This window comes from Pseudomonas sp. (assembly GCF_050739655.1).
In the GTDB taxonomy this organism is placed as follows: Bacteria; Pseudomonadota; Gammaproteobacteria; order Pseudomonadales; family Pseudomonadaceae; genus Aquipseudomonas.
On record NZ_JBOIBY010000561.1, the window covers coordinates 1 to 14,011 of the forward strand.

The window sequence follows — 14,011 nt, forward strand, 5'->3', positions numbered from 1 at the left end:
CGAAAAACCTGTAGACGCCGCGACCATTCAGGATGCTCGCGTCATCGTTAACGTTTTTCGCGAGCAAGCTCGCTCCTACAGACATCCACCGGAACATTAGCCAGCTAAGTTGGTCGAGATAGATGTAAGCCCATTTACGGGTTTGATCGAGGAGGCTGCGATGTCAGAGTGGAAAGTCACTTTCGTGGATGATCATGGACAAACGATCAACGAAGTCTTTGAGTGCGAGGAATGCCCGAGTCACGAGCAGGCCGCCAAACTCATCAAGGAACGGTTCCTTCCTGTTGCTGCAAAGCTCGACCTGAACGATCTGGAAGGGCGAACCGTTGACGCCAGCGTTAAAAACCTCAAGACACAGAACAGCATCCAAATCCTCAGTATTACCCCGATCTGATACGCCTTCAGTCACATTCTCAACCAGACCTTGGCAGCGGCTCTCTCTTGAGGCTAATCTGCAAGCGAGATCAGCGAATGGATCGCTAAGGTCTGGTCTTGTCAGCTCCATGCTTGTTTCCCGCCGGCACATCGATTGCCGAATCGTTCGCACATCGGGTTGCGCGCGTAGGGAGTACGGAAAGTCTATCCATCAGATTGAGGAGGACGTTTCATGAGCACAGCCTATCAAGAAGACATCAGCAGCAGCGTGCTGCGCCGCATGAAAGAAGGCGGTTTCGACTTTTCACGATTCCATCCGATCGAGTTCTACGCCATTTTCCCGGACGAGGAGCGGGCACGCAGGGCGGCACGTCATTTCCATCATGGTGAATCCTTGAATGCGCAAATCAGTGTGCGCGACGATGGCGCATGGTCGCTCGAACTGAGCAAGGTGATGTACGCCACCTACGATGACATCGGCGATTTCGAACAGGGGTTCGAAGCGGTGGTCGAGCCGTTGGGCGGCATCATTGAGGGCTGGGGTGTCAAACAGGAGGTACGAGGGCGACTCGCATAACCTTATGAACAGCAAGAACCAGTGATAACGGCTGACCTTCGGGTTGGCCGTTTTCGTTTTCGTCGCTGAAAAATCCAACTCAAACCTATGGGTGCTGGCTTGTCGGGTCGTCGTAACGCAGCGATGGCGGCCTTAGAGCCGACAGGGATTTTTTATTGAGTACATATCCATTGCTGCGGTAACGGCGGCTTATGGTTTCGCCCTTACGGCGAGTCACTTTTTTTACAAGCGCCTAAAAAAAGTAACCAAAAAAACGCTCGCCCCTTTCGTACGGCCCACTCGCTAAGGCTCGGGGTACCTTCGCTCCGGCATCCATCCGGGGGCATCGCCCTCCGGTTGGCTTCGCTGGCACCTACATGCGATGAGTTCGACTGCGTCGAACGGCGCTGCGCGCCAATCCCCGGATGCATACCTCCACTCAGCCTGCCGATGGGGCGGGTGGATCAAGATCAAGAGCTGCAGGCGAGCTAACGCTCGGCCTGTTGAGTGGTGAGAAGCAATGTGTATGCGCATCAACTGTAGGAGCGGGCTTGCTCGCGAAGGCGGCCTTACAGCCGACCTGGATTCTGCGGACCTCCCCAATCCCTGTGGGAGCTGGCTTGCCAGCGATGGCGTCCGAAGGAGCAACGCGTAACTCAATGGCCACTTCGCCAGCAAGCCGGCTCCTACGGACTATGCTGGAGACAGGCGACAACTTCGCCTTGCAATGAAGCGGGGGCGATCGGGTTGGGGCATTTAACGCACAGGATTGGTGCGGTGTGTGCGAGTTGATTATCCAACCGATTGAAATTTAAGCGTTTATGCCGATGGCACGGGCCTTGCGAAGGTCCGTATGTCCGGGTGACAAGGAGTACGGCATGATCCGCACCTATTTTGATGAGATGTACGATGCCGGCGGCCAGGTCCGCCCGCATTATCGGGAGTTTGCCCGTTGGCTGGCCGAAACGCCTGACGAGCTTTTGGCACAACGGCGACGCGAGGCCGATCTGTTATTTCATCGCGCCGGGATTACATTCACGCTCTACGGTGATGAGCAAGGGACAGAGCGCCTGATTCCCTTCGACACCATTCCCCGCAGTATCCCCGCCAGCGAGTGGCGAGTCGTCGAGCGCGGCTGCATTCAGCGGGTCAAGGCCTTGAACATGTTCCTCGCCGACCTCTACCACGAGCAGCGCATCATCAAGGCCGGCATCATTCCGGCCGAGCAGGTGCTGGCCAACGAGCAATATCAGTTGGCGATGCAAGGGCTGGATCTGCACCGGGATATCTATTCGCACATCTCCGGCGTCGACCTGGTGCGCGACGGCGACGGCACGTACTACGTGCTTGAAGACAACCTTCGTACACCGAGCGGCGTGAGCTACATGCTCGAAGACCGCAAGATGATGATGCGGCTGTTCCCTGAACTGTTCGCAGCGCAACGCATCGCCCCCATCGACCACTATCCGAACCTGTTGCTCGACACCCTGAAAAGCTCAAGCCCGATCGATAACCCGAGCGTGGTGGTGCTGACGCCGGGGCGCTTCAACAGCGCGTTCTTCGAGCACGCGTTCCTGGCGCGGGAAATGGGCGTGGAGCTGGTGGAAGGCGCGGATCTTTTCGTGCGTGACGATAAGGTCTACATGCGCACCACCGACGGGCCGAAGGCTGTCGACGTGATCTACCGTCGCCTCGACGATGCGTTCCTCGATCCGCTGGCGTTCAATCCGGACTCCATGCTGGGCGTGCCGGGGCTGCTGTCGTCCTACCGTTCCGGCAACGTGGTGCTGGCCAATGCCATCGGCACCGGCGTGGCGGACGACAAATCGGTGTATCCGTTCGTTACCGACATGATCCGCTTCTATCTGGATGAAGAGCCGATCCTGCAGAACGTTCCCACGTGGCAGTGTCGCAACCCGTCTGAGCTTTCCCACGTACTGGCCAACCTTCCAGAACTGGTGGTTAAGGAAACCCAAGGTTCCGGCGGTTACGGGATGTTGGTAGGCCCGGCGGCGACAGCGGCGGAAATCGAAGCCTTTCGCGCGCGAATCATTGCCAAACCCCATGCCTACATCGCGCAACCGACGCTGTCGCTGTCGACCTGTCCGACCTTTGTCGAGAACGGCATTGCGCCGCGCCATATCGATCTGCGTCCGTTTGTATTGTCTGGCCGCGAAACCCGGGTCGTGCCCGGTGGCTTGACCCGTGTCGCCTTGCGTGAAGGCTCGCTGGTGGTGAATTCCTCCCAGGGTGGCGGAACCAAGGACACCTGGGTGGTCGAGGATTGAAGGAAGCCTGTCATGCTAAGTAGAACTGCCTCGGATTTGTATTGGATGTCGCGTTACCTGGAGCGGGCGGAAAATCTCGCACGGATGCTCGACATCAGTTATTCGCTGTCGTTGATGCCACAGGATGGCCGTGGCGACGGTCTGCACGAACTGGCCATGCCGTTGTTGATCACCGGCACCCTGGACGATTACCTCGAACGCCATGGCGAGCTGCATGCCGAGCGTCTGTTGCATTTCTTCGCCCTGGACGCCGCCAACCCGGCGAGCATCTACAGCTGCCTCGGCGCGGCGCGGGCCAGTGCCCATGCGGTGCGCGGGCGAATCACGGCGGACATGTGGGAAAACATCAACGCAACCTGGCTGGAGATTCGCGGTATTGCCGAACAGGGCCTCAGCCGCTACGGCATGAGCCGTTTCTGCGAGTGGATCAAGGAGCGTTCCCACCTGTTCCGTGGCGCGTCCTACGGCACCATCATGCGTAACGATGCTTTCCGTTTCATTCGCCTGGGAACCTTCATCGAAAGGGCCGACAACACTTTGCGCTTGCTTGATGCCCGTTACGAAATGGCCGGCGATCAGGCCGAAGCGGTCAGCGACGGCACGGCACACGCTTACTATCAGTGGAGTGCGTTGTTGCGGGCCTTGTCATCTTTCGAGGCGTACACCGAAATCTACCGCGACGCCCCCGGTGCGAGGCACGTGGCCGAGCTGCTGTTGCTGCGGGCGGATGTCCCACGCTCCTTGCGCGCCTGCACCGAAGAGATCGATCAGATTCTCGCGCAACTGCCGGGCGCCAACGGTCGTCCTGCACAGCGCATGGCGGCGGAAATCGACGCCCGCCTGCGCTACACCGGCATCAATGAAATTCTCGACGAAGGCCTGCACGCCTGGCTCACCGAGTTCATCCCGCTGGTGCGCCAGTTGGGTAACGCCATTCACAGTTCCTACCTGGAGGCTGCATGAGACTTTCCATAAGCCACGAGACCGCCTATCACTACGAAGATCAGGTGCGGGCGAGCATCCAGTACTTGCGACTGACACCCCACGACAGCGAGCGCCAGCACGTGCTGAGCTGGCAACTCGACCTGCCGCGTCCAGTGCGCGCGCAACTCGATCCGTTCGGCAACATCTTGCATGTGTTGACCATGGACGAGCCCCATGAGGCGATCATTATCGGTGCCCGAGGACAGGTCGACATCGATGAGCTACGCGAAGCCGAGCACGAGAGCCAGTCGGCGTTGCCGTTCCTGCGTTTTACGCGGCTGACCGAAGCGGACGCTGCCCTGCGCGCGTTTGCCGAGAAGGCGTGCAAACAGCGCCGCGATCGCACGGCATTGATCGATTTGATGCATGGCCTTAACCAGCACATGACCTACACACCGGGCGCAACCGAAGTGGATACCAGTGCCGCCCAAGCCTTCGCCGGGCGTTCGGGGGTTTGCCAGGACCATACCCACGCGTTCCTAGCCTGCACCCGCAGCCTGGGCATTCCCGCGCGGTATGTCTCGGGGTATCTGTACAGTGAAAACTGTGAACACCTGGCCAGCCACGCGTGGGCCGAAGCGTGGCTGGATGATGCCTGGTACAGCTTCGACGTAACCAATGAACTGGCGCGCCCTGAACGGCATCTGAAACTGGCGGTAGGACTGGATTACCTGGATGCCTGCCCGGTGCGCGGGATGCGCCGGGGCGGTGGCTGCGAGCAGATGCATGCGAAAGTGTTTGTTTCACCTACACCCGCGCCGGTGATCTCCGTACAACAGCAGTAAGTTCCGTACAGATCGTTCCCACGCTCTGCGTGGGAATGCCTCAACGGACACTCTGCGTTCGGCTCTTGATGGGGACGCGGAGCGTCCCGGGCTACATTCCCACGCAGAGCCGTGGGAACGATCAGTTACGATCGGTCAAGGCTTAACCTTGCGCCCCGCCATATGCTTCAAATACCCCACCAAACTCTCCAGATCCTCATCCGGTAGCACCTCGGTGGTGAACCCCGGCATCCTTGCCTGTGGCCACTGGCGCAGGCTCTGCGGGTCGCGAATGTAGCGCTTGAGGAAGTCCGCACCGATGTACTCGGTCGGGTTGTACGGAATGTTCAGGTCCGGCCCGAACTGGGCATCCCCGGCACCATTGAGACGATGGCAGGCCAGGCAGTTTTTCTGGAACAGTGCAAAACCCTTGTTCACCGGGTCGTCCGCTTTCAACGCGGGATCCGGCAGCAGGGCAGGGAAGCGCTGAGCCACCGGCGCCAGGCGCTTGATACTGGCAAGTTCGAATGGCCATTGTTCCGGGCTGATATTGCCCGCCCGTGGATCGGTCCAGACCAGATAAAACGGCCCGGCGCTGTGCGTGCCTTCGGATCGGGGCGGCCAGGGATTGGCCGGGTCTTCAATTGCCAGCCAGGCGCGCGACCCTGCCGAGGCGAGCAGTGGCGCCGCTGCCAGTTCGGCGGCAAAACCGTCCGATGCCACGGCTTGCAAATGGTCGTCTGATTTTATGCCGGTCAGCAACGCGGCCAAGGGTACGGCGCGATAGGTCATATCGCGCTTGTAGGAGACGTCATTGGCGATGGTGATGGTCTGGATTTGAGGATGCTTGAGCAACTCCTCGGTTTGCCAGGTACGACTGTCCTCGCCCAGCTCCAGGTTGAGCTGTGCGGCATACAGAGGCGTGCTGAGCAGCAAGGCCCCGAACACAATGAGCGTTTTCAATTGATCGCCGTCCATGTCGTGGAAATGCCGTAAAGGTTGGCACAGCCACGCTGGCCCGGGTAGCGAGCCAGTCACATTTTTACCGTGGCGATAAAAGCTTCGGCGCGTGAGTCAGCCGATCACCTTGGTCAGGTTCGGCACAATTAACAGCAGCGTGGTGGCGAAAAGAATGAGCCCGGCTTGACGAACTTTCGATTGTTTAAACATGGCTTGACCGCCTTTTTTGTTATTTCCTGATGCCTGCCTGCATATCTCCATGACGGCATGCGATGCACTTCCTGTAACACGAGCGCCTCGGCAAAACCCGACGACAACTTCGTACAACTTGTACCTTAGAGCCAGCGTCACACTTGGTTTAGATCCATTTCGTATGGTGATCTCGAAATTTGCTATCAAAAAGGCATGAGGCCTATTGCCAGCTTCTTTGGCGGCCTTTTGCTAGACACCTGCGTGTCCTGAACCGGTTAACCAAACCGTGCATGACCGTCCGTCTGAGCGTGACCGTCAACGCGTGTGAGCGCTGCGGTCATTGAATCCACAGGCGCTCGGAATAAGGTGGAGGCTCGTTACTTGCGCAAAAATCGACAATAACAAGATCGAGGACGTCATGACCCAAGCGTTGATTTTCGATGCCTTACGTACGCCCCGGGGCAAGGGCAAGGCCGATGGTGCCTTGCACAGTGTCAAACCGGTGAACCTGGTGGCCGGGTTGCTCACGGCGCTGCAACAGCGAACGGACCTGGACACCAGTCAGGTGGACGACGTTGTGCTGGGCTGCGTGACGCCCATCGGCGACCAGGGTTCCGACATCGCCAAAACCGCCGTACAAGTAGCCGATTGGGATGTCAGCGTGGCTGGCGTGCAGATCAATCGTTTTTGCGCCTCGGGGCTGGAGGCGGTGAACCTGGGGGCGATGAAAGTTCGCTCCAGCTTCGAAGACCTGGTGGTGGTCGGCGGCGTCGAATCCATGTCGCGGGTGCCGATGGGCAGCGACGGCGGGGCTTGGGCGCTCGATCCGCAGACCAATCTGCACAGCCATTTCACCCCACAAGGCGTGGGCGCCGACCTGATCGCCACGATCGAAGGTTTCAGCCGCCAGGACGTCGATGCCTACGCGCTGCACTCACAACAGAAAGCCGCGCGGGCACGGGCCGATGGTTCGTTCAGAAAATCCCTGGTGCCGGTGCAGGATCAGAACGGGATCATCCTCCTGGATCACGATGAGTTCATCCGCCCCGAGTCGACCTTGGAAGGCCTGGGCAAGCTAAAGCCGAGTTTCGAAATGCTCGGGCAGATGGGTTTCGACGCCACGGCATTGCGGGTCTACAGCCATGTGGAGCGGATCAACCATGTGCACACGCCCGGCAACAGTTCCGGGATTGTCGACGGTGCGGCATTGATGCTTATCGGCTCCGAAGCCAAGGGGCGGGGGTTGGGCTTGCAACCCCGGGCGCGGATCGTCGCCACGGCGGTCACCAGCACCGACCCGACCATCATGCTTACCGGTCCCGCGCCGGCCACTCGCAAGGCATTGGCCAAGGCCGGGCTGCGGATCGAAGACATCGATCTGTTCGAGGTCAACGAAGCTTTTGCCTCCGTGGTGTTGAAGTTCATTAAGGACATGGCTGTCGACCCGGACAAGGTCAACGTCAATGGCGGCTCCATCGCCCTCGGCCACCCGCTGGGCGCTACAGGCTGCGCGATTCTCGGCACGCTGCTCGACGAGCTGGAAGCGCGGCGCCTGCGTTATGGCCTCGCGACCCTGTGCGTCGGCGGCGGCATGGGCATTGCCACCATCATCGAACGCCTCTGAGTCCGGACTTCAAGGAACCTGTTTATGAGCCAAGCCATTCGCTACGAAAAGGGTCAGGACCAGATTGTCGTCCTGACCATCGATATGCCGGGCCAGAGCGCCAACACCATGAATACGGTGTACCGCGAAGCCATGGCCGACTGCATCGCCCGATTGGTGGCCGACAAGGAAACCATCGCCGGCGTCATCATCACCTCTGCCAAGAAAACCTTTTTTGCCGGTGGTGACCTCAACGAGCTGATCAAGGTTGGCAAACCCCAGGCCAAAGCCTTTTACGACATGGTGCTCGGCCTCAAGGCCCAGCTAAGAGCTTTGGAAACCCTCGGCAAACCGGTGGTCGCCGCGATCAATGGCGCGGCACTCGGCGGCGGCTGGGAAATCTGCCTGGCCTGTCATCACCGGGTAGCACTGGATGATTCGTCGGTGCAACTCGGGCTGCCGGAAGTGACCCTCGGCTTGCTGCCAGGTGGTGGTGGGGTGGTGCGCATGGTGCGCATGCTCGGTCTGGAAAAAGCCTTGCCCTACCTGCTTGAAGGTAAAAAAGTGCGACCGCAACAGGCGTTGCAGGCGGGTTTGATCGATGAACTGGCGGCGGATCACGATGAGTTGCTCGCCAAGGCGCGGGCGTGGATTCTGGCTAATCTGGAGGCGGTACAGCGGTGGGATGTGAAGGGCTACCAGATCCCCGGTGGGACACCCTCGAATCCGAAAGTCGCGCAGATGCTGGCGATTGCACCTTCGATCCTGCGCAGCAAAACCCAGGGCACGATGCCCGCGCCCGAGAAAATCCTCTGCGCCGCCGTCGAGGGCGCACAGGTGGATTTCGATACGGCGCACTTGATCGAAACCCGTTACTTCACCGAACTGACCACCGGCCAGGTGTCGAAAAATCTGATCGGCACGTTCTGGTTCCAGCTCAACGAGATCAACGCCGGAGGGTCGCGCCCCCAGGGTTTTGCGCCTTACGTGACTAAAAAGGTCGGCGTGCTAGGCGCCGGGATGATGGGGGCGGGTATCGCTTTTGTCAGCGCATCGGCCGGAATCGAAGTGGTGCTCAAGGACGTCAATCTCGCGGCAGCCGAGAAGGGCAAGGCCCATTCTGCGGGCTTGCTGGACAAGAAAGTCGCTCGCGGACAAATGAGCATTGAGCAACGTGAAGCCGTGCTGGCCCGCATTCGCACCACTGAAAGCGATGCAGATCTCGGCGGATGCGACCTGATCATCGAGGCCGTGTTTGAGGACCGTGAGCTCAAGGCCAGGGTTTCACTGGCGGCGCAGCAGATCGTTGGCGCAGATGCGGTGATCGCTTCCAACACCTCGACCCTGCCGATCAGCGGCCTTGCCAAGGCGGTGCCGGATCAAGGCAAATTCATCGGTCTGCATTTCTTCAGTCCCGTGGAAAAAATGCCACTGGTGGAAATCATCAAGGGTGCCAACACCAGCGATGAAACCCTGGCTCGCGGGTTTGATTTCGTACTGCAAATCAAGAAAACGCCCATTGTGGTCAATGACAGTCGCGGGTTCTTCACGTCCCGAGTGTTCGGCACGTTCACCCATGAAGGCATTGCCATGCTCGGCGAAGGCGTTAGCGCGCCCATGATCGAGACCGAGGCGCGCAAGGCTGGCATGCCTGTGGGGCCGCTGGCGATCTCTGACGAAGTTTCCCTCAGTCTGATGAGCCATATCCGCCAGCAAACCGCCAAAGACCTTCAGGCAGAAGGGAAACCGCTGATTGAACATCCGGCGTTCGCTGTGATTGACCTGCTGCTGAATGAGTACAAACGTCCGGGCAAGGCGGCGGGAGGTGGTTTCTACGAGTATCCGGCCGGCGACCAGAAGCATTTGTGGCCAGAACTCAAGGCACGCTTCGAGAGAGCCGATGGGCAGATTTCGCCCAAGGATGTGCGTGATCGGTTGCTGTTCGTGCAGGCCATCGAAACCGTGCGTTGTGTGGAGGAGGGTGTACTGACCTCCACGGCCGATGCCAACGTCGGCTCGATCTTCGGTATTGGCTTCGCGGCCTGGACCGGCGGTGCGCTGCAGTTCATCAATCAGTACGGGATCAAGGATTTCGTCGCCCGTGCCCAATATCTCGCCGGGCAATATGGCGAGCGCTTTGCGCCGCCGGCGCTGTTGTTGGAAAAGGCTGCCAAAGGTGAGGCGTTCTAGGGGACAAGTGACGCGCCATGGGGCTTGCCTTGATACCGTGTTTCAAGGCAGGCTCTGGGGTGTGCATTATTCCCATCACGTGTCAGGTATTTTTTATGTCGTTACGCATCTGCATTCTGGAAACCGACAACCTGCGTCCGGAATTGGTCGACCAGTATCAGGGCTACGGGCAGATGTTCAAGCGCCTGTTTTCGCAGCAACCCATTGCCGCTGAATTCACTATCTACAACGTCGTACAGGGTGAGTATCCCGACGATGAACTGACCTTCGACGCCTATCTGGTGACAGGCAGCAAAGCCGATTCCTTCGGTACCGATCCGTGGATTGAAACCCTCAGGGAATACCTGCTGGATCGCTACAAGCGTGGCGACAAGTTGCTGGGCGTGTGCTTCGGCCATCAATTGCTGGCGCTATTGCTAGGTGGCAAGAGTGAACGTGCGACCCAAGGCTGGGGCGTCGGTACCCACAACTACAAACTCGCCGCCAAGGCGCCATGGATGAGCCCCGTGCGCGAAGAACTGACCCTGTTGATCAGTCACCAGGACCAGGTCACGTCGCTGCCGGAAAACGCTACGGTCATTGCCTCCAGCGACTTCTGCCCGTTTGCCGCGTACCACATCAATGACCAGGTGCTGTGCTTCCAGGGGCATCCGGAGTTCATTCACGACTACTCCCGGGCGCTGCTGGAGATTCGTCAGCAGGCGCTGGGCGAGCAGGTGTACTCGAAGGGTGTGGCGAGCCTGGATCATGAGCACCACGGCGCCACGGTTGCCGAGTGGATGATGCGATTCGTGGCGCACAAGCCAGAAACTGCGGTTTAGCGGTAAAAGCTTCGCTTCCACAGGAATCCTCGCTATTGATGAGGACCCTGTGGGAGCGAGCCTGCTCGCGATTCGTCCAGACAACTCGGTCCTGACTACAACCATCCCGACTTCTTGAAACTCGCCCACAACGCCGCACACCCCACCGTAATAAACCCCAATACCGCGAAATACCCGTAATGCCAGGTCAACTCAGGCATGTTCTGAAAGTTCATCCCGTAAATCCCCGCCACCGCCGTCGGGAACGCCAGAATCGCCGCCCATGCGGCAAACTTGCGTTGCACCACACTCTGGCGTGACGCTTCCAGCAACACCCCGACCTCAATGGTCTGGCTGGCGATTTCGGCCAGGGTCGTCAGGTCTTCCATTTGCCGTGTCACATGAATCTGCACATCGCGAAAGTACGGTCGCATGTTCTTGTCGATGAACGGGAAGCTGAGCTTTTGCAGTTCCTCGCCGATCTCCACCATCGGTGCCGCATAACGGCGAAGGCGCAATACATCGCGGCGCAAGCTATGGAGTTTTTGAATATCGCGCTCGTTCAGGCAGTCACACATGACATTGCGCTCCAGCTCGTCGATTTCGGCATGGATCGCCTCTCCCATCGGCTGGTAGTTCTCGATCACGAAGTCGAGGAGGGCATAGAGCACGAAATCTTCACCGTGCTCCAGCAACAACGGACGCGCCTCGCAACGCTGCCGGACGTGGGCATAGGACGCTGAATGACCATTGCGCGCGGTAATGATGTAACCCTTACCGGCAAAAATATGGGTTTCTATGAACGAGATTTTTCCGTCTTCGCGTATCGGCGAATAGGTGACGATGAACAACGCATCGCCAAAGGTTTCCAGCTTGGGTCGGCTGTGTTTCTCAAGGGCATCTTCAATGGCCAGTTCATGCAGGTTGAACTGGCGTTGCAGATTGAACAGTTCCTCTGCATTGGGCTCTTCGAGGCCGATCCAGACAAAGTGGCCGGGCTTTGCCGCCCAGGCAGCACCCTCGTCGAGGGTGATATTGGTGACTTTCTTTCCAGCGCTGTAAACCGCAGCAGCAACAACTCTACCCATGGTCTTGGTTCACTTCTTGGCAACTTTTATTAGGCGCTTTCTATGCTTGATGAAGGCCGTGGCAGGCAATGTTCAGCTTAGCCCTGTCCAAGGCTTGAGAGTCAGTGAATTCTGCATGGTTCGTAAGTAAGCGGTCGCAGGAGAAAGTTCGCGGGCAAAAGAAAACCCGCACCAGGCGGGTTTCTTTCAAGCGGCTTGCAGTTGCCGGTCCATCGAATCGATGCATTCGCGCATCTGATCACGACACTGGGCCATCAGCATGGGCATGTCGTCCAGGCTCAAGCCGGCAGTCGGTATCGCCGGCAGCGAGCGGATCAGAATTTTCCCACTGCGCCAGCGGTTCAATCGCATGTGCTTGACGTAACTGCTGACACACACCGGCACAATGGGTACACCGGCAGCAATGGCCATCTGGAACGCGCCTTTCTTGAAGGGCAGCAACTCTTCACCCAGGTTACGTGTGCCTTCCGGGAACACCCAGATCGAGGTGTCTTCGTTTTGCAGGGTGTGGGTGGTGGTCAACATCGCCTGGCGTGCTTTCTGCGCATTGCCACGGTCGATCAGCACGTTACCGGCCAGCCAGAACAACTGCCCGAACAGCGGTACCCACTTCAGGCTCTTTTTGCCAATGCAAACGGTGCGGCGTGGCACCACGTTGCCGAAAACAAACAGGTCGTAGTTGGACTGGTGGTTGGCAATGATCACGCAACTGTCGGGCTTATCCATCAGCGGCCCGACTTCAGCCTTCACCCGCAAACGCAAAATACACATCGCCGGCCACGCGTAGAGGCGGGCGCACAGGCGACTGTTGTCCGGATTGAAAGGGCGGCACAAGCCGAGAATGACGCCCAGCACACCCGCGACAATAAAGTGCAGTCCCATCAACGACATACGTAGAACAAACAGCATTTTCAGGCCCCAACGGGACAAAAGGTGGCGCAGTGTACGGATGTGCACTGTTTTCGGCAATTGTCGCTATAGACGTGGGAGATGGCCGATGTTTGTGCGCATGTTTCCGACTTGTTGGTCAGATGCGGTTTAGAGAGGTTACGGAGGTTTTACCGGATCATGTACGAAAAAGCCCGACACGACGGTCGGGCTTTTCGCCGAAACAGGGAAGGGCTTAGCCCATATGCTCCTGGTCCAGAATGATTGCGTTGTCCAGGGTATCGAGCAGCGCCTTACGCACCTTCAGCTTGGTGTTCTTGTGTGCCGTCATATTGATCTTCTTCAACTGACGAGCCGCCGCCAGCGCAGCGCCTTGAAGTTCTTCGGCGGATACCACGACGTCGAGGAAACCGGCATCCACGGCGGTCTGCGGATTGAACATCTCGCCATTGATCACGGAGCGATGGAACGCCGACTTGCGCAGACGATCACGGGCCAGCTCGATGCCGGCATGGTGCATGGTCATGCCGATCTGCACTTCGTTCAGGCCGATGCTGAACGGACCGTCGACACCGATGCGGTAGTCCGCCGACAACAGCAGGAAAGCACCTTTGGCCACGGCATGCCCAGGGCAAGCCACGATCACCGGGAACGGATGCGACAACAGACGACGGGCCAATGTCGAGCCGGAAGTCACCAGTGCCACGGCTTCCTTGGGACCGGACGTCATCACCTTCAAGTCATAACCGCCGGACAGAATTCCCGGTTGCCCGGTAATGATCACCACCGCACGATCAGCCACCGCCTGATCCAGCGCAGCGTTGAAGGCAGCAATCACATCCGGAGAGATAGCGTTGACCTTGCCATTGCTCAAGGTCAGGGTCGCTATACCGTCTTCGAGATGGTACGAAATCAACTCACTCATGACGCTATTCCTTTCTATAAAGATGGGCTGAAGTTACTCACCGCTACCAGCAAGGTAAAGCGCCGTGACTGACTCGCCAGTCACCCTTTACCCATCCAACCAGCGCCGCCCACCGCCGCCGCCGCGCATTGCCCTCTATATAGACGCAGGCGCGAAGCCGGAGATTGGCCGGTTTGCCATGCCCTTGAGCGAGCGCAATCGACTAAATGCGTTAACCGCATGAAAATTCTGAAAAAAATGTTTGCCATCAGAAAAGCTTTCGACTACATTAGCGCGCCTCGACAGACAGAACTTGTTTGAAGAGATACGGTGAAGTGTCCGAGTGGCTTAAGGAGCACGCCTGGAAAGTGTGTATACAGGAAACTGTATCGAGAGTTCGAATCTCTCCTTCACCGCCA

The 14,011-nt window shown here is 58.5% G+C and carries 13 protein-coding genes and 1 tRNA gene; 9 read left to right on the forward strand and 5 right to left on the reverse strand.

The window, feature by feature from the left end; genetic code table 11:
- The first annotated feature begins 160 nt into the window (after positions 1-160).
- The 5 genes from ACRESJ_RS26695 (at position 161) to ACRESJ_RS26715 (ending at position 4,988) form a co-directional block, all read left to right on the forward strand.
- On the forward strand, positions 161-394 hold the full coding sequence (locus ACRESJ_RS26695) for a hypothetical protein (RefSeq protein WP_431760531.1): 234 nt from the start codon (positions 161-163) through the stop codon (positions 392-394).
- Positions 395-607: 213 nt separating this feature from the next.
- Positions 608-952 carry a ribonuclease E inhibitor RraB gene (locus ACRESJ_RS26700; RefSeq protein ID WP_431760532.1) on the forward strand — a complete coding sequence of 115 codons (345 nt, stop codon included), beginning with the start codon at positions 608-610 and terminating at the stop codon, positions 950-952.
- A gap of 857 nt (positions 953-1,809) precedes the next feature.
- On the forward strand, positions 1,810-3,219 hold the full coding sequence (locus tag ACRESJ_RS26705) for a circularly permuted type 2 ATP-grasp protein (RefSeq protein WP_150772593.1): 1,410 nt from the start codon (positions 1,810-1,812) through the stop codon (positions 3,217-3,219).
- Between the two features lie 12 nt (positions 3,220-3,231).
- Positions 3,232-4,182: an alpha-E domain-containing protein gene (locus ACRESJ_RS26710; protein WP_431760533.1), complete on the forward strand. Its 951-nt coding sequence runs from the start codon at positions 3,232-3,234 to the stop codon at positions 4,180-4,182.
- Positions 4,179-4,988 (forward strand): transglutaminase family protein, encoded by an 810-nt coding sequence (locus ACRESJ_RS26715; RefSeq protein ID WP_431760534.1) that lies wholly within the window; start codon positions 4,179-4,181, stop codon positions 4,986-4,988. Before ACRESJ_RS26710 ends, ACRESJ_RS26715 begins: the two co-directional genes overlap by 4 nt.
- 135 nt (positions 4,989-5,123) lie before the next feature.
- Here ACRESJ_RS26715 and ACRESJ_RS26720 read toward each other — a convergent pair whose 3' ends face one another.
- Together ACRESJ_RS26720 and ACRESJ_RS26725 are read right to left on the reverse strand one after the other, a co-directional pair.
- A complete protein-coding gene (locus tag ACRESJ_RS26720; RefSeq protein ID WP_431760535.1) occupies positions 5,124-5,945 on the reverse strand; it encodes a c-type cytochrome in 822 nt (273 codons plus the stop codon).
- A 96-nt stretch (positions 5,946-6,041) separates the two neighbouring features.
- Complete coding sequence (locus ACRESJ_RS26725; protein ID WP_431760542.1) at positions 6,042-6,254, reverse strand: hypothetical protein; 213 nt, start codon at positions 6,252-6,254, stop codon at positions 6,042-6,044.
- Between the two features lie 283 nt (positions 6,255-6,537).
- Here ACRESJ_RS26725 and ACRESJ_RS26730 point away from each other — a divergent pair, with 283 nt between their 5' ends.
- From ACRESJ_RS26730 to ACRESJ_RS26740, 3 genes are all read left to right on the forward strand, one after another.
- Positions 6,538-7,743 (forward strand): acetyl-CoA C-acetyltransferase, encoded by a 1,206-nt coding sequence (locus ACRESJ_RS26730; RefSeq protein ID WP_431760536.1) that lies wholly within the window; start codon positions 6,538-6,540, stop codon positions 7,741-7,743.
- Between the two features lie 24 nt (positions 7,744-7,767).
- A complete protein-coding gene (locus ACRESJ_RS26735; protein WP_431760537.1) occupies positions 7,768-9,912 on the forward strand; it encodes a 3-hydroxyacyl-CoA dehydrogenase NAD-binding domain-containing protein in 2,145 nt (714 codons plus the stop codon).
- 95 nt (positions 9,913-10,007) lie between these two features.
- A complete protein-coding gene (locus tag ACRESJ_RS26740; protein ID WP_431760538.1) occupies positions 10,008-10,733 on the forward strand; it encodes an amidotransferase in 726 nt (241 codons plus the stop codon).
- A gap of 95 nt (positions 10,734-10,828) precedes the next feature.
- Here the strand turns inward: ACRESJ_RS26740 and ACRESJ_RS26745 are convergent, their stop codons facing one another.
- The 3 genes from ACRESJ_RS26745 to ACRESJ_RS26755 form a co-directional block, all read right to left on the reverse strand.
- Positions 10,829-11,800, reverse strand: coding sequence for a magnesium and cobalt transport protein CorA (locus ACRESJ_RS26745; RefSeq protein ID WP_431760539.1), 972 nt, complete (start codon positions 11,798-11,800; stop codon positions 10,829-10,831).
- Positions 11,801-11,986: 186 nt separating this feature from the next.
- Positions 11,987-12,709, reverse strand: coding sequence for a lysophospholipid acyltransferase family protein (locus ACRESJ_RS26750; RefSeq protein WP_431760540.1), 723 nt, complete (start codon positions 12,707-12,709; stop codon positions 11,987-11,989).
- Positions 12,710-12,923: 214 nt separating this feature from the next.
- The gene (locus ACRESJ_RS26755) at positions 12,924-13,613 is read right to left on the reverse strand and encodes a crotonase/enoyl-CoA hydratase family protein (RefSeq protein WP_431760541.1); all 690 of its coding nucleotides are present in this window, start codon (positions 13,611-13,613) and stop codon (positions 12,924-12,926) included.
- A gap of 308 nt (positions 13,614-13,921) precedes the next feature.
- On the opposite strand from ACRESJ_RS26755, the gene ACRESJ_RS26760 reads away from it, so the two are divergent.
- A tRNA-Ser gene (locus ACRESJ_RS26760) sits at positions 13,922-14,011 on the forward strand.